Annotated in this window: 9 protein-coding genes and 1 pseudogene; 3 read left to right on the forward strand and 7 right to left on the reverse strand. The window is 71.3% G+C overall.

The features are described 5' to 3' along the window. Positions 1-59: 59 nt before the first annotated feature. Both rfbH and ACLJPL_RS20385 read right to left on the reverse strand, forming a co-directional pair. Positions 60-1,607, reverse strand: a complete 1,548-nt coding sequence (gene rfbH, locus ACLJPL_RS20380) for a lipopolysaccharide biosynthesis protein RfbH (protein ID WP_411082289.1) — start codon at positions 1,605-1,607, stop codon at positions 60-62. Further along, positions 1,604-2,605 (reverse strand): Gfo/Idh/MocA family protein, encoded by a 1,002-nt coding sequence (locus tag ACLJPL_RS20385; RefSeq protein ID WP_411082290.1) that lies wholly within the window; start codon positions 2,603-2,605, stop codon positions 1,604-1,606. Before ACLJPL_RS20385 ends, rfbH begins: the two co-directional genes overlap by 4 nt. Before the next feature lie 275 nt (positions 2,606-2,880). Between ACLJPL_RS20385 and ACLJPL_RS20390 the strand changes: the two genes are divergently transcribed. Continuing rightward, positions 2,881-4,332 carry an NDP-hexose 2,3-dehydratase family protein gene (locus tag ACLJPL_RS20390; protein ID WP_411082291.1) on the forward strand — a complete coding sequence of 484 codons (1,452 nt, stop codon included), beginning with the start codon at positions 2,881-2,883 and terminating at the stop codon, positions 4,330-4,332. A gap of 100 nt (positions 4,333-4,432) precedes the next feature. Here the strand turns inward: ACLJPL_RS20390 and ACLJPL_RS20395 are convergent, their stop codons facing one another. Beyond that, complete coding sequence (locus ACLJPL_RS20395) at positions 4,433-6,337, reverse strand: multicopper oxidase family protein (protein ID WP_411082292.1); 1,905 nt, start codon at positions 6,335-6,337, stop codon at positions 4,433-4,435. Between the two features lie 458 nt (positions 6,338-6,795). On the opposite strand from ACLJPL_RS20395, the gene ACLJPL_RS20400 reads away from it, so the two are divergent. Together ACLJPL_RS20400 and ACLJPL_RS20405 are read left to right on the forward strand one after the other, a co-directional pair. After that, positions 6,796-9,582: an AAA family ATPase gene (locus ACLJPL_RS20400; RefSeq protein ID WP_411082293.1), complete on the forward strand. Its 2,787-nt coding sequence runs from the start codon at positions 6,796-6,798 to the stop codon at positions 9,580-9,582. Next, positions 9,579-10,889, forward strand: coding sequence for a 3-deoxy-7-phosphoheptulonate synthase (locus ACLJPL_RS20405; protein WP_411082294.1), 1,311 nt, complete (start codon positions 9,579-9,581; stop codon positions 10,887-10,889). Before ACLJPL_RS20400 ends, ACLJPL_RS20405 begins: the two co-directional genes overlap by 4 nt. Before the next feature lie 134 nt (positions 10,890-11,023). Here ACLJPL_RS20405 and ACLJPL_RS20410 read toward each other — a convergent pair whose 3' ends face one another. From ACLJPL_RS20410 to ACLJPL_RS20425, 4 genes and pseudogenes are all read right to left on the reverse strand, one after another. Further along, a complete protein-coding gene (locus ACLJPL_RS20410) occupies positions 11,024-12,784 on the reverse strand; it encodes a bifunctional 3-(3-hydroxy-phenyl)propionate/3-hydroxycinnamic acid hydroxylase (RefSeq protein ID WP_411082295.1) in 1,761 nt (586 codons plus the stop codon). Continuing rightward, positions 12,781-13,566 (reverse strand): arylamine N-acetyltransferase family protein, encoded by a 786-nt coding sequence (locus tag ACLJPL_RS20415; protein ID WP_411082296.1) that lies wholly within the window; start codon positions 13,564-13,566, stop codon positions 12,781-12,783. Before ACLJPL_RS20415 ends, ACLJPL_RS20410 begins: the two co-directional genes overlap by 4 nt. Positions 13,567-13,570: 4 nt before the next feature. Then, positions 13,571-13,930, reverse strand: coding sequence for an acyl carrier protein (locus ACLJPL_RS20420; protein WP_411082474.1), 360 nt, complete (start codon positions 13,928-13,930; stop codon positions 13,571-13,573). Between the two features lie 24 nt (positions 13,931-13,954). Continuing rightward, a pseudogene (locus tag ACLJPL_RS20425) lies at positions 13,955-16,582 on the reverse strand (type I polyketide synthase); the annotation flags it as partial. Between the last annotated feature and the right edge of the window lie 117 nt (positions 16,583-16,699).

Genomic DNA, 16,699 nt, shown 5'->3' on the forward strand with positions numbered 1-16,699 from the left:
CCACCCCTATGCCCGCCCTGACCTCGGGGCGAAAGGTATCGGCAGTGTTTCGCCGTGTGTCAGCGGCGTCCCGCGGTGAAGTCGCGGATCGATGCGGCGACGTAATCGATCATTTCCGTGGTCAGTCCGGGATACACACCGATCCAGAACGTCCGCTCGGTGATGACGTCGCTGTTGCGCAGATCGCCGACCACCCGGAATTCGACGTCCTGATAAGCGGGCTGGCGCGCGAGGTTCCCGGAGAACAGCATGCGCGTGCCGATCTTCCGGGATTCCAGGAAGGAGATGATCTCACCCCGGTCGAAGGGCGCGTCGTCGGTGACCGTCAGCACGAATCCGAACCAGCTGGGATCGCTGCCCGGTGTCGCCTCCGGCAGCCTGAGTCCCCGCACCCCGTCCAAACCCTCGCGCAGCCGTTGCCAGTTGCGCCGGCGGGCCGCGCCGAACTCCGGCAGCTTGCTCATCTGGGTCAGGCCCAGGGCCGCCTGCAGGTCGGTGGTCTTGAGGTTGTAGCCGACGCGCGAGAACGTGTACTTGTGGTCATATCCCTTGGGGAGTCTGCCCAGTTGGTGACCGAACCGCTTGTGGCAGGTGTCGCTGGCCGCGGGCGGGCACCAGCAGTCGCGTCCCCAGTCGCGCAGGGACTCGATGATCTTGGCGAGGGCCACCCGGTCGGTCACCACACAGCCGCCCTCGCCCATCGTCAGATGGTGGGCCGGGTAGAAGCTCGCGGTGGCGACATCACCGAAACTGCCGGTGGGTTTGCCCCCGTAGAAGGAGCCGACGGCGTCGCAGTTGTCCTCGACGAAGTGCAGACCGTGCTCATCCGCGATCTCCCTGACCTCGGCGGCGGGGAACGGGTTGCCCAGCGCGTGGGCGATCATGATGGCCTTGGTACGCGGCCCCACGGCCTCGGCCACCCGCTCGGCGGTGGTGTTGTACGTCTCCAGCGAGACGTCGACCATCACCGGCACCAGGCCGTTCTGCACGATCGGGTTGACCGTCGTGGGGAAGCCGGCCGCGACCGTGATGACCTCGTCGCCGGGGCGCAACCGCCGCTTGCCCAGCTCCCGTTGGGTGAGGGCGGTCAGGGCCAGCAGGTTCGCGGAGGAGCCGGAGTTGGTCAGATGGGCCTTGCGGCGGCCCAGCAGCGCCGCGAACTTCCGCTCGAACTGCTGGGCGGCCGGACCGGCGGCGATGCGCATGTGCAGCGCGGCCTCGACCAGCGCGACACGGTCGTCCTCGTCGAAGACCGCGCCCGAGGGAAGGATCGGCGTCTCACCGGGCACGAAGCGCCGGCCGGCCTCCTGCTCCCGGTGCAGCTTGCGGACCAGTTCGAGTACGGGGCCGTAGTCGGCCGTCCCGGTGAACTCGGTGTCCGGTGCGGGCGCCGGGTCCTCGGCCACGGGTCCGGAGTGGTCGGTCGCGCGTCCTGAGTAGGCGGTCGTGGGTCCTGAGTCCTCGGTCACGGGTCCGGAGTCCTCGGTCGCGCGTCCGAAGTGGGCGGTCGTGGGTCCTGAGTCCTCGGTACGCCCGGTGGCGTCGGCGGCTTCGGTCCTGGTCTCGGTCTTGGTCTTGGTCTCTGCAATGTGTTCAGTGCCGCTCATGACAACCCCATCGGCTCGCGGTCAGGCTGGGAACTCAACAGCGCCCGCTCCCGTACTCGGTCGACGAGCCGGGCCTGGGAGAGGACGGACTCGCCCTCGATGCCGGACGGCGTCCCGTCGCGCACACGGGCCACGAACGCGGCGATCACCCGCGCGAACTGGTCGACGGCCGGCAGGGTGAGCTCCTCGGTGTGGTCCTGCCGCTCGACGCGGATCACCGGACCGTGCGTCGGGGGCGGCGTGTAGGCCCAGGTGACGGAGATCCGCCCCGAGCTGCCCCAGAGGGCGTAGCGCGAGCGGTAGGAGTGCTCCATGCCCCAGGTCAGATGGGCGGTGACGCCGTCACGCCTGGCCAGGAGGGCGGATCCGCCCAGGTCGACCCCGAGCCGGTGGTCCAGGTGGAGGGAGGACCCGAGTACCTCGATCTCCTCCCCCAGATACAGCAGAGCCGTACGGACGGGGTAGACGCCGATGTCGGTCAGCGCCCCGCCTCCCACATCGGGCCGGTAGCGGATGTCGTCCCCGCCCTTGGCGGGGAAGGCGAAGTCCGCTGTCAGGGTGCGCAGTTCCCCGATGACTCCGTCCGCCACCAGCTCGCGGACCCGGGCGTGCTGCGGATGGCACAGGAACATGAAGCTCTCCAGCAGCGCCAGCCCGCGGGACTCGGCGAGCGCGACCAGGGACGCGGCGTCCTTCGCCGTGGCGGCGAGCGGCTTCTCCGACAGCACGTGCTTGCCTGCCAGGAGCGCCCGCTCGATCCATTCGGCGTGCAGCAGGGCGGGCAGCGGTACGTACACCGCGTCGATGTCGCCCCGGGCCAGCAGCCGGTCGTAGCCGCGCACCGGGTCCCCGCCGAATCGCCGGGTGAACCGCCGAGCCTTGGCCTCGTCCCTGCTGGCGACGGCCACCAGTTCCACGTCCGGATCCCGGTCGATCGCCGGAAGCATGCGCCGCCAGGCGATCCCCGCACAGCCGACCACACCGATTCTCAACGGCACCGGCTTCGCACCGGGATTCGGGGGGCTCCCCCCGGAAGAATGCTGCACTCCACGACCTCCATCGGGCTGACCGGTCGCGCACCGGGGAATTATTCGATTCATTGAATTCGGGCACGACGGTAGGCAGGGACGCCATCGGCGGTCAACCCCCTGCCCCTGTCACGGAAACCCACGAATACCCCCCTACACGACCCCTGAGTATCCGATCCGGACGGCAGTGCTAATCAACATACCGGCATAGTGAGCGCCATTGTCACGCGATACAGGGAGGCTCGGTGTCCGGAATCTTGTCGACGTTGGCGGTGGATCAGAGAAATGCCGAGCGAATCGCCGAATCCGCGCTCTCGGTCACGGGTATCTCCAGCCTCACGGAGATCCGGCGATGGTTCGACGAGCGCCGACGGGTCGACGTCGCCGGGGTGGAGAGGATCGCCCTGGCCGATCTGGTCCGCTGGCGGACCGACCCGGACACCGGCAACATCGTGCACGAGAGCGGAAGGTTCTTCAGCCTCGAAGGGCTGGCCGCCGAGGTGCCGGCGGGGGCGGTCGACTCCTGGAGCCAGCCCATCATCCACCAGCCGGAGATCGGCATCCTGGGAATTCTGGCCAAGGAATTCGACGGGGTGCTGCACTTCCTCATGCAGGCCAAGAACGAGCCCGGAAATATCGATGGCGTGGAGCTCTCCCCCACGGTGCAGGCCACCCGGAGCAACTACACACGGGTGCACCGGGGAAGTTTCGTTCCGTATGTCGAGTACTTCCAGGAGGAAAACCGCCGGAAGGTGCTCGCCGACGTCCTCCAGTCCGAGCAGGGCTCCTGGTTCTTCCAGAAGCGCAATCGGAACATCATCGTGGAGACGGACCAGGACGTCGCACTGCTCGACGGATTCCGGTGGCTGACCCTGGGACAGATTCACCAGCTGCTGGCGGGCGACGCGGTGATCAATATGGATTCCCGGACCGTGCTGTCCTGCCTGCCCTTCTCGGGAATAGGTCTCGCGGACCGGCTTCCCTTCCACGGTCAGGAATTCCGGCGGTCGGTCATCCGGTCGAGCAGCGCCGACCTGGCCGGCCTGCACACCATCGGGGAGACGCTGAGCTGGATCACCGAGACGCGTACGCGCCACGAGGTCCGCGCCCGGCGGGTTCCCCTGCGCGAGGTGACCGGGTGGACCCGCGGCCCGGAGTCGGTCGCCCATGACTCCGGGCTCTTCTTCAAGGTCATCGGCATCGATGTCCGGACGGAGCACCGTGAGGTCTCCGGCTGGACGCAGCCCGTGGTGGAACCGGTCGGGGCAGGCATCAACGCCTTCCTCGTGAAGCAGGTGGACGGGGTGCTGCACGCCCTGGTGAACGCCCGCGTCCAGCCGGGCTTCCTGGACGTCATCGAACTCGCGCCGACCGTGCAGTGCACCCCGGACAACTACGGCTGGCTGCCGCCCTCGGCGCGCCCGCGATTCCTCGACGACGTACTGGAGGCAGGGCCCGACCGCATCCGGTTCGAGAGCCTGCTCTCGGAGGAGGGCGGCCGCTTCTTCCACGCCCGCAACCGGTATCTCGTGATCGAGACCGACGCGGACTACGCGCCGGACCCGGGCCCGGACTTCCGCTGGCTCACCCTGCACCAGCTGGTCGGGCTCCTGCGCCACAGCCATTACGTCAACGTCGAGGCGCGCAGCCTGATCGCCTGCCTGCACAGCCTGACCGGCGCGTCCGCCGACGGCTGACGCGTCCGCGCCCGGACCGCGGACCAGCACGGGCGCGGACAGCGGACCGGGCGCGGGTGCGGACCGGCGCGGGTGCGCACCGGGCCCGGGTGCGACTGGATCAGTGGTGGTGCGCGCTGTGCGGCATACGGTCCAGGATCTCCTGGGGGGCCACGACGAACGGCCGCATCATGCCCTCGTCCTCGTGCTCCAGGATGTGGCAGTGGTAGACGAAGCGACCGGTCGCACCGGTGAACTGACCTGCCACGGAGACCAGTTCGTGCTCCTCGACCCTGATCGTGTCCTTCCAGCCCTTCTCCTCGTCGCCGAGCACGCCCGCCCGGTCGTACTCCGCGTTCCAGGTGACCACGTCGGCGCCCGGCCCGGCGGTGTCGGTCACCGTGTAGATGTCCCTGTTCAGCGCCTGGAACCCCAGCAGGTGGACGTGCATGGGGTGGCCGGGGCCCACCAGGTGGAGGAAGTTCCACACCTCCCAGGCGCCGCTCGCGACGTGGAAGCCGACCTTGTCGTCGAAGGCGGCCGCCTCCTTGCGGAAGGTGCGGATGGTCCCGCCCTGGTCCTTGACGCGCACGAGGCGGTCGCCGGTCCGGGGCTGGTATCCGGGCTTCGTCTCGGACAGCTCCCACATCTCGGGGTGGCCGAGGGGGGTGCCGTCCGATGTGCCGAAGGCGATCCACCGGTTGGTGTGGCCGGCGGGTATCGCGGAGCGGGTCAGCCGGACGAACGAGGGAGACGTGGTCGCCGGCAGGGAGAACGGGTCGGTGACGGCCGCCGCGTCGACGCGGAACTGCATGATGTCGGGTCCGAGCGGGGACGCCCCGTTGGCGTTGGTGTTGACGAGCCGCAGCCGCTTGCCCCGGAAGGCGGCGAAGTTGATGAGGACGTCGGCCCGTTCGGCCGGGTGGAGCGTCAGCTCGCTCGCGGGCACGGGACTCGGCAGCAGCCCGTGGTCGCTGCCGATCTGCACCAGGGCCCCCGTGACCGGTGTGGTGGTGCCGTTCGCGTTCTCCACCTGGAGGCTGAGGGTGTAGGGGCGGGTGTTGGCCGCGTTGAGGATCCGGAAGCGGTACCACCGCGGCTTCACCTTCAGATGGGGCCAGATCACCCCGTTGACCAGGTTGTAGGGGCCGATGAAGGGCAGGTTCAGCCGGGCCGGGGAGCTGGGGATGCCGGTGTCGAGGTAGCCGATCTTGTGCAGGAGCCGGCCGGTCGGGACGCCCGCGTCGTCGGTGTCCAGGTTCCGGTCGTTGATCATGAGCGGGATCTCGTAGTCGCCCTTCGGCAGGTTGAGCGCGGCCTCCTCCGGGTCCCGGATCAACAGGGTGCCGGCCAGTCCGGCGAAGACGGTGAACGCCGTGATGTTCATCGCGTGGTCGTGGTACCAGAGGCCGCTGGAACGCTGCATGTTGGGGTACTCGGCGAGCTGGGTGTCCCCGGGTGACACGCCGTTCTCGGTCCACCCGTCGTTGCCGCCGCCGGTGATCGCGCCGTGCACATGGACCACGGTCCACGCGGGCAGGGCGGCGACCGAGGCGTCACGCGTGGCGGAGCCCCGGCCGGGGCCCAGGATCGAGTCGAGGTCCGTGAACGGCACCTTGATCCCGGTGACGGGGAAGGCGCCGCTGATCTCGTTGCGCCAGGAGACCGTGAGGCGCTTCTCCCTGGACAGGTCGATGGTGGGGCCGGGGAAGGACCCTTCGTAGGTCCACAGCGGGGTCGGCGGGAGCTGGGAGTGCAGCAGCACGGAGGCCGCCTTCTGGCGGATCGTCAGGGACGCGCCCGGCTTGAGGACCGGCGGGATCCGGAGGGCGTCGGCGAATTTGGTGAGGTTCGTCGAGGTGGCCCGCGGGACCCCGGTGGCGACGGGCCCCCCGGAGCCGGGTCTCTGGGCGCCTTCCGGAGGAGTGGCCGACGCTCCGCGGCTGCTCAGCAGCGCCGCTCCCCCGCCCACGGTGGCGGCGGCGGCTGCCGCGGATCCTATGACGAACTGCCGGCGACTGGGCATGGCGAGGCTCCCTCGATGGCCGAAACGGCCTTGGGGTGAAAGGTCGACGCGTGTCGACGCGTGTCGATTGACGGAGCCGATCGTGTGCGGAAAGTGGCTGATAATCAATGGAAACAAGGGGTCTTAGGGGGATGTGGCGGGTTCACCCGGCATCGTCGGCCTCGACCCCGTGGACACCCCCCTCACCCTGGGCCTCCGTGCCCCAGTAGGCAGTCCGTGGGTGGCCGGTTCCCGGGGAGTAGGCGGCGTCCGACCATCATGGAATCCGGGCAGGGGGAGCGCGCAAAGAGGCCCGTTCAGACCCCTGCACCGCACAGACGGCCATCCCGCGACGGACACCTGCGCACGCCGATGGCCGGAACACGGCCACCGTCACGCGAAAGCCGGCGCTCCTGCCGCGGGTCGCGTACGCCGTTGGTCACGAACATGACGTCCTGGGGGATCGAGTGGTTTCGCTGGTGGAACGAGACGAACACATGCGTCGACTGGACCAGCTGCTCACCGACTGTTTCGCGCGCCGCGGCCACACCGTTCTGCTGGAGGGGCCGATCGCCGGCGGGCGGACCGAACTGCTGCGGGCCTTCGCGGCGCACGCGACCCGGCGGGGGGCCCGCTTCCTGGGCGCCAGTTGCTCCCCCGCGGAGAGCGCGCTGCCGTTCGGCATGGTGAACCAGCTCTTCCGCGGCACGGACTGGCCCGGGGAGCAGGCGGACCGGGTGGACGCCCTGCTGGACGGCCTCGCCACCGGCGACTTCGCCGACGGCTCCGCCGATGTGCCGTCGCCGGAGGTGGTCCGCGCCTGCCACGAACTGTCCGTGGCGCTGCTCGGCCTGGCCGCCGATGTGCCGCTGGTGCTCGGTGTGGACGATCTGCGCCACGCCGACGTCCCGTCCCTGCGCTTCCTGCTCCACCTGGTCCGGCGGCTCGGGCAGGCGAGCATCCTCCTCGTCCTCACCGACCACACCACGCCGTGGCCGCTGAACCGCCGGTTCCGCGGCGAGCTGTCCCGGCCGCCGTACGCGCAGCGGCTGCGTCTGGACCCGCTCTCCCGCTCCGGCGCCCTCCGGCTGGTCGCCGACGAGCTCGGGGAGGTCGCAGCGCGGCGGGTCGGGGAGGAGTTCCTCGCCGCCGCGGGCGGGAATCCGCTGCTGCTGCACGCCCTGATCGAGGATCACCGCCAGCCCGGCGGGGCTCCGAGCGCGCAGGGCTACGGTCTGGCCCTGCTGAGCTGCCTCCAGCGTGCCGAACCGGTGATGCTCCAGGCCGTACGGGCGCTGGCGGTACTGGGCCCCGGCGGTACGCCCGCCGAGATCGGCCGGCTCATGTCCGGGGACCTCGGTACGTCCTCCTCGGCGGAGGAGGCGCTGCGCGCCCTGGACGCGGCCGACCTCCTGGAGGGGAGTGCGTTCCGGCACCCGGCCGCGCGGGCGGCGGTCCTGGACGACCTGTCCCCGTACGACCGGTCCGAGCTCCACCGACGTGCCGCCTGCCTCCTGTACGAGCGTGGCGCCGGGGCCCTGGACGTGGCCCGCCACCTCATCGAGGCCGGGCACACCCGGTTGCCGTGGGCCGAGGCGGTCCTCTCCGAGGCGGCGGAGCACGCGCTGCTCGAGGACCGTCTCGAACTGGCCGCCGACTGCCTGAAACTGGCGCACGCGGCCAGCGCCGACGAGCGGTCGCGTTCGGCGCTGCGGGCCCGGCTGGCCCAGGCGGAGTGGCAGCTCAACCCGTCGTCCGCGGCCCGGCATCTGGCGCCCCTGACCGCGGCGGTCCGCGCGGACCAGCTGAGCCTGTCCGATGGCCTCGTCCTGATCAGGCAACTGCTCTGGCACGGCCGGAGCGAGGAGGCCGTCGACGTGCTGGGGCGGCTCCGAGCGCTCGCGGGCGGGGCCCAGGCGAGTCCGGCGGAGGCGGCGGCGCTGCGGGACATCGAGGTGTGGCTCGCCTGGACGCATCCCGCGCTGGCACGAGGCCGCAGGACTCCGGTCCTGCCCGCCGACCTGCGGCACGGGGTGGTGACGCCCGGCACGGATCCGCAGTTGCAGGCGGCGGCCGCGCTGGCCGACGCCTTGTCCCGGGGCCGGGCCGAGGACGCCGCGGACCGGGCGGAACGGGTGCTGCGGGACCTCCCGCTGCACCGCAGGAGCCCCTGGGCGGAGGAGGCCGCGCTGGTGGCGGTCCGGGTCCTGATCCAGGTGGACCGGCTGGAGGCCGCGGCTGCCTGGTGCGACCGGTTGCTCGCGGATGCCGAGGGCCGGAACGCCCCGACCGCACAGGCCGTGTTCGCCGCGGCACGGGCGGAGGTGGCGGTGCAGCAGGGCGACCTCACCGCCGCGGGACGCCATGCGCACGACGCTCTGGGGCTGCTCACGCCCCGCTCGTGGGGTGTCGCCGTGGGGCTGCCGTTGAGCGTCCTGATCCTGGCCGCGACCCGGATGGGCGAGCGCGAGGAGGCGGCGCGCCAGCTCACCCACTCGATCGGCGACACGATGTTCCACAGCAGGTACGGGCTCCAGTACCTGTACGCGCGCGGGCACCACTACCTCGCCACCGACCACTGCCACGCCGCCCTCGCCGACTTCCTGTCCTGCGGCGAACTCCTGCGTGACTGGGGGCTGGACACGGCGGGGCTGCTGCCGTGGCGGACGAACGCCGCGGAGGCGTGGCTGCGGCTGGACAACAAGGACCAGGCGAGCCGCCTCATCCACGAGCAATTGGCCCGCTCCGGCGCCGGCACCTCGCGCACCCGTGGCCCGGCCCTGCGGCTGCTCGCCGCCGTGGGGCCGCCCGGACGGCGGCTGCCGCTGCTCACCGAGGCGATCGATCTGGCCGAGGCGTCCGGCGACCGGTTCGAGCAGGTACGGGTGCTGACCGAGCTGAGTCGCGCCCACCGGGCCAACAACGACAAGCGGCGGGCCAGGCTGCTGCTGCGGCAGGCCCTCCACGTGGCGAACATGTGCGAGATGAAGCCGTTGGCGCAGGAGCTGCTGTCGGTCTCCGCCGACCTGGGCGGCTCCGAGTCGATGGCCGATGGCCTGGAGGGCGTCGCCTCGCTCACGGACTCGGAGCGCCGGGTCGCCTCGCTCGCCGTCCTCGGCTACACCAACCGGGAGATCGCCGTGAAGCTGTACGTCACCGCCAGCACCGTCGAGCAGCACCTCACCCGTGTCTACCGCAAGCTCAAGATCAGACGCCGCAAGGATCTTCCGGCGGATCTCTGGGCCAACCTCCGGAAGGCGGGATGACCCCGATGACCACGTCCCTGGGAACCTTCGACACCCCCGCGGCGCCGGCGGGCGTCCCCGGTTCACGCGCGTTGCCGGCCGCCGATCCCGTACGCCCGGCCGAGCAGCAGCCCGACTGGCCCGACCGCGACGAACTGCGCCGGGTGGGCGAGGTGCTGAGCGGTCTGCCGCCCACGGTGGAGCCGTCGGAGGTCGACCGGCTCCGTGAGCGGCTGGCCCAGGTGGCGCTGGGCAGGGCGTTCCTGGTGCAGGGCGGCGACTGCGCCGAGACCTTCGCCGGCAACACGGACGCGCATGTGCTGGGCAATCTGCGCACCCTGCTGTGCGTGGCCGGGGTGCTGGCCGTCGCCGCCCGGCTGCCCGTGGTCACGGTGGGGCGCGTGGCGGGTCAGTACGCCAAACCCCGGTCGAGCCCGTTCGAGGCCGGCGGGCTGCCCTCGTACCGCGGTGACATCGTCAACTCCCTGACGCCCGACGCCGTGTCGAGGACGCCCGACCCCCGCCGGATGCTGCGCGCCCACGCGGCCGCCGGTGCGGCGATGGACATCGTCAGGTCGGAGGCCGAGGCGTCGGGTACGGAGCTCTTCACCAGTCATGAGGCGCTGCTGCTGGACTATGAGCAGGCACTGGCGCGGCACTCGCCCGGTAGCGGCCGGGGAGACGACAGCGCGGAGGCGGGGGCCGGTGGGGGCGCGGGCGAACCGCCCGGCTCCCGTCTCTACGGACTGTCCGGGCACTTCCTCTGGATCGGTGAGCGGACGCGTCACCTCGACGGGGCGCACATCGCCTTCGCCGAGCGGATCGCCAACCCGATCGGCCTGAAGATCGGCCCCTCGGTCACGCCCGAGGAGGTCACGGAGTACGCGGAACGGCTGGACCCCCACCGGGTCCCCGGGCGGCTCACCCTGATCAGCCGGATGGGGAGCGACCGGGTGCGCGACGTCCTGCCGCCGGTCGTGGAGAAGCTGACCGCGTCGGGACATCAGGTGGTGTGGCAGTGCGACCCCATGCACGGCAACACCCATACGTCGTCCACCGGTTACAAGACCCGCCGCTTCGGGCGCATCCTCGACGAGGTCCGGGGCTTCTTCGCGGTGCACCGCGCACTGGGCACCCACCCGGGCGGCCTCCATCTGGAGCTGACCGGTGACGACGTCACCGAATGCCTGGGCGGCGCGCAGGAGATCAGCGACGCCCACCTCGGCACGCGTTACGAGACGGCGTGCGATCCCCGGCTCAACGGCCGGCAGTCGCTGGAGCTGGCGCACCATGTCGCGCGCCTGCTGAGCGCTCCGGCGGGGGCTTAGGCGTGCCGGGTGTCGGGCGCCGGGCGCCGGGCGTTCCCGCACGACGCCCGGCGCTCGGTTCTCGGTTCTCGGTTCTCGGCGCTCGGCGCTCGGCGCTCGGCGCTCGGCGCTCGGTGCCAAAAGGCAGGGGTGAGTCAGCCGATGAGCGCCCCGGACCGGAGCCCGGCCCGCAGGTCGTCGACGAGCGCGGCCAGCGCGTCCCGGTCCGGGGCCGCTCCGAACACGTAGAAGTCCGGCCGCACCAGCAGGGCCACCGCCCCGCCGACGTCACCGCCCCTCCCCCCGGCACCGCCCCCCGCCTCCGCCAGATAGCGCAGGTACACGCCATCGACGTCCACGGCGGCGGGTGCGGTGACCTCGGCGGCCGGCGTACCGGCGGGCAGCAGATGGACCAGGCTCACCCCGATCCGGCCGAGGAACGCCAGGCGCTCGTCGTCCAGCAGCTCGCCGGGCGGGGCCGTGGTGAGCAGGGCGAAGCCGGGCCCCACCACCGCGTCGAACGGCCCGGCCCCATCGGCGCGGGCGACGGCGGCCTGGGGCACGAGGTCTCCAGCAGCCGGAGCGGGTAGCCCGTCGCCGTCCCGCCGGTGGAGGAACCCGGTGGTCAGCGCCTGGACCGCGGACCGGGGCGGTGCGGTGGCGATGCCCCGTTCGCGTACGGCGAGCATCACCGTGTCACGGTCCCGGGCGGCGGCCGGATCGGTCTCGCAGATGACCCGGCCCAGGTCCATGGACATCTTCAGCGCGTGCCGGACGTGCTCCCGCCGCTCACTGGTGTACGTGTCCAGCAACCGTTCGTCGGCCCGCCCGCCCAGGACAAGGTCGAGCTTCCAGGCCAGATTGGCGGCGTCCCGGAAGCCCGAGCACATGCCCTGACCGGCGAACGGCGGCATGAGGTGGGCGGCGTCCCCCGCGAGCAGCACCCGGCCCACCCTCCAGGCGTCCACGTACCGTGCCTGGAAGGTGTAGACGGCATGCCGCTCCAGGGTGGCGTCGGCACGGTCGATGCCGAACAGGCCCAGCAGCCGCCAGGCGTTGTCCGGTCGCCCGAACTCCTCGGGGTCCTCGTCGGCCAGGCGCATGAACTCCCAGCGCCGGTGTCCCGGTCCGGCGGACACCTCGGTACGGGGCCGGGCGGGGTCGCAGACCTGGAGGTTGTTCGGCACGAACTCGCGCGGCTCATGGAGCCTCACATCGCAGGTGAGCCAGTCGTTGAAGAACCCGAAATCCGTCACCGGGGCGCCGATGGCCTCCCGTACGAAGCTGTTGGCCCCGTCGCAGCCGACCACCCAGCGAGCGGACACCCCACGCTCACGCGGTGCGTCCGGCCTGTCCGGCCCGTCCGGCCCGTCCGCCGGTGCCTCCTGAGGCCCTTCGACGGTGACCTCCACCCGGGTGCCGTGGTCCTGGAGGGCGGTCACCCGGTGTCCGCGCAGCACGCGCAGCCCGGGCAGTTCCTCACCCCGAGCGGCCAGGGCGGCTTCCAGGCCCGGCTGGTACATGGACGTCGAGTCCGGCCAGCCGGAGTGACCGGCGGCGGCAACGTCGACGTGGACGAGCGTCTGTCCGGCGGCGTTGCGCCAGACGTAGTCCCCCGAGGGCTCCCCCAACTGCCCCAGGGAATCGCCGACGCCGGCCGCTGCCAGGATCCTCGCCGACTCCCCGTCGAAGGACACCGCCCGCGGCATCGGATACGGCGCGGGCCAGCGCTCCACCACGGTGACCTGCCATCCGCGCGCGGCCAGCAACAACGCGGTGACCTGCCCGACCGGGCCGTACCCGACCACGATGACGTCGGCGGCGGGGGCGGGAGCCTCCGCACGTGGCGGCGCGGCGGAAGGGGAGGCCGAGGTGCCCGCAGGAGGAGGGGTGGCGGAAGGGGGTGTGGCGGTCACTGTTCCGTCCTCTCCGTCCGAAGGATGTCGGCCAGGACGCGCGCGTGGTCGTCGGGATCGATGACGCCCCGGATCCGGTCGTGACCGCCGTCGACCGTCAGCAGCCGCCTTCCGATCAGGATCCGCTGCCCGTTGTCGAAGGCACGCCCGCGCACGACCGTGCCCGCGCCCGCGAGCCGGCGGGCGAAGTCGTCCAGTTCGGCCGACGGCAACAGCCACTCCGCGAACTCCCTGGGCCGGGGATCGAACCGGTACACGGCCCGCCAGTCCCCGGCCTGCCCCTTGCGCTGCACCACGTGATAGCCGTCCTGCTCGACGATCCCGTACTGGTTGCCGTACTGGTGACTGATCTCGCCCGGCACGACCGGCAGCGGTTCGAGGTACGACGGACCGACGAAGCCGACGTCGACGAGCAGCAGCCGGCCGTCGAGCCTGACGTAGTTGAACACGTGCTCCAGGTCCGGCCCGAAAGAGTCGTCGACCTGCCGGATGCCGGCGGCGAGCACCCCGGCCTCGAAGCCCAACTCCAGGAGCAGAAGCCGGAAAAGGCCGTTCAGTTCGTAGCACACGCCCCCGCGCCCGCCGAGGACGATCTCGTCGAAGACAGCGTCCGCGTCGATGTCCACGCCCGCCCACAGCGCCGCGCCCCGCGCGGTGTTGAGGGAGCTGTCGTAGGGAAGGGCGATCAGGTGCCGCCGGTGGAGATCCCGCAGGGTCTCCCAGGTCGGGTCCGCCGGCCCTTCGTGGCCCAAAGCCTTGAGATAGGTCTCGACAGTGAACACGGGATCAGCCCTTCTCGTTCAGGAGTGCGTGCAGATGTCCGGCGAGCAGGGTCGGCGTGGGGTGGTCGAAGATCAGCATCGCGGAGAGTTCCAGGCCGGTGAGGTCGGCCAGGCGGTTGCGGAACTGGACGGCGGTCAGCGAGATGAAGCCGACCTCGAAGAAGACGCTGTCCGAGGCCACGGAGTCCGGCGTCTCATGGCCCAGCACGGTGGCGGCTTCGGCCCGCACGAGGTCCAGGAGCAACTGCTGCCGCTCGTCCTCGGACAGTTCGGCCAGCTTGTGCGTCAGGGCCGATCCGGGAGTCTCGTCGTCGGGGACGGCAACGGGCAGGGACGGTGATGAGGGGGCAGCTTCGCCGGACACGGTGTGACGGGCTCCTCGGGTGGACTCCAGCCAGTAGTGCTGATGCTGGAAGGCGTACGTGGGCAACTCGACGCGCTCGGAGGCCGGTTCACCGAGTGCGGTAGTCCAGTCGACGTGCACGCCACGGACGAACAACTCCGCGGCGGACAGCAGGACGCGGTCCGGCCCGCCGTCGTCGCGCCGGAGGGTCCCGGTGACCACGCCCGACGCCTGAGGGTTCTCGTCCAGGGATTCCTGGATGCTGTGCGCCAGCACGGGGTGCGAACTCACCTCGACGAATGCCCGGAACTCCTCCGCGATCAGGGCGGTGGTCGCGTCGGCGAAGCGCACGGTCTGCCGCAGATTGCGGAACCAGTAGCCGCCATCGAGCTCCGCGCCCTGCACCCAACGCCCGTCCACCGAGGAGTACATGGGGGTGGTCGCTGTCTGCGGCTTCAACCCGGCGAGCACGTCGGCCAGTTCGTTCTGAATCAGCTCGACGTGCGAGGTGTGGGACGCGTAGTCCACCGGAATCCGCCGAACACGGACTCCTTCCTCCTCGTATACGGCAACCAGCCGGTCCAGGGCGGCAGGGTCACCCGCCACGACCACCGACGACGGCCCGTTGACCGCCGCGAGCTCCACCCCTTCACCGAGTCGCTCACGCACCCGGTCCTCGGGCAGCCCGACCGACACCATCCCGCCCCGGCCGGCCAGACCCCCCGCAATCGCCCGACTGCGCAGCACGACCACCCGGGCCGCGTCCTCCAACGACAACACCCCCGCCACATGCGCGGCGGCAATCTCACCCTGCGAATGCCCCACCACCGCATCCGGACGCACCCCGAAGGACTCCCACACCCGTGCCAGCCCCACCATCACCGCGAACGACACCGGCTGCACCACATCCACCCGATCCAACGACGCAGCACCCTCCACTCCTCGTACCACGTCCAGAACCGACCACCCACTCACCGCGCCCAGGACCGCACTGACCTCCGTCAACGCGTCCGCGAACACAGCTGAGGAATCGAGAAGTTCACGTCCCATCCCCACCCACTGCGAACCCTGCCCAGGGAACACGAACACCGACCGACCCGACACATCCGCGACACCCGACACCACCGATCCACCACTCGCGGCACCCCGGGCCAAGGCCGACACCCCCGCCAAGGCGCCATCACGCCCCGAGGCCACCACCACCGCCCGATGGGGCAGTTGAGCCCGTGCCGTGGCGAGGGTGTGCGCGGCACCCGCGATGTCCACCTCGGAGCGTTCACGTACGAACGACTCCAGTCGTCGGGCCTGGCCGCGCAGTCCCTTGGCCGAGGCGCCGGAGATCACCCACGGAACAACGGCAGGATCCTTCGCCCCGGGCGGCACGGCAGCCCGCGCGGCCGGGTCCGGGGCCTGCTCCAGAATCACGTGGGCGTTCGTCCCGCTCACCCCGAAAGCCGAGACGCCCGCCCTGCGCGGACGGCCCACCTCGGGCCACGACCTCGACTCCGCCAGCAACTCCACAGCGCCTGCGGCCCAGTCCACTTTCGACGACGGCTCATCCACATGCAACGTCCGCGGCAACACACCGTGCCGTATCGCCAGCACGGTCTTGATGACCCCCGCAACACCGGCCGCAGCCTGCGTATGACCGATGTTGGACTTCAACGAGCCCAGCCAGAGCGGCTGTTCGGGTGCACGGTCCTGCCCGTACGTCGCCAGCAACGCCTGCGCCTCGATCGGATCACCCAACGTCGTCCCGGTGCCATGCCCCTCCACCGCGTCCACATCCGCCGCCGACAACCGGGCACTGGCGAGTGCCTGACGGATCACTCTCTGCTGGGAAGGGCCGTTGGGCGCGGTGAGCCCGTTGGACGCGCCGTCCTGGTTGACCGCCGACCCTCGCACCACCGCCAACACCTCGTGCCCCAGCCGCCGTGCGTCCGACAGCCGCTCCAGCAGCAGCACGGCCACGCCCTCCGCCCACCCCGTGCCGTCCGCCGCGTCCGCGAACGCCTTGCACCGGCCGTCGCGCGCCAGCCCCCGCTGCCGGGAGAACTCGACGAACGGCGACGGGTTCGACATGACGGCGACCCCGCCGGCCAGGGCGAGCGAGCAGTCACCGCTCCGGAGTGCCTGCGAGGCGAGGTGGACGGCGACGAGCGACGACGAGCACGCCGTGTCCACGGTGACGGCGGGGCCCTCCAGGCCGAGGACGTAGGACACGCGTCCCGAGGCCACGCTCCCGGAGTTCCCGGTGCCGAGGAAGCCTTCCAGCCCTTCGGGCACGGCACTCAGCCCCGCGGCGTAGTCGTGGTACATCACACCGGTGTAGACGCCGGTGCTGCTGCCGCGCAGCGAGGTCGGATCGATGCCCGCCCGCTCGAACACCTCCCACGACACCTCCAGCAGCAACCGCTGCTGCGGATCCATCGCCACCGCCTCGCGCGGCGAAATACCGAAGAGGGACGCGTCGAACTCACCGGCGTCGTGCAGGAAGCCGCCCTCGCTGACGTAGGACGTGCCGGAGCGGTCCGGGTCGGGGTCGAAGAGACCTTCGAGGTCCCAGCCCCGGTCGGACGGGAAGGGCGTGACGCCGTCGCGTGCTTCGGCCACGAGCTTCCACAGGTCGTCGGGCGACGAGACCCCGCCGGGCAGCCGGCAGCCCATCCCCACGATCGCGATCGGCTCCGTGGCGGCGGCGGCGAGCCGGTCGTTCTCGCGCAGCAGCCGGTCCTTGTCGATGAGGGCGGCGCGCAGGGCTTCGACGAGTTGGTCAGTGGACGTGGTCAT

The sequence above is a fragment of the Streptomyces sp. cmx-18-6 genome (genome assembly GCF_046548915.1).
Taxonomy (GTDB): Bacteria; Actinomycetota; Actinomycetes; order Streptomycetales; family Streptomycetaceae; genus Streptomyces.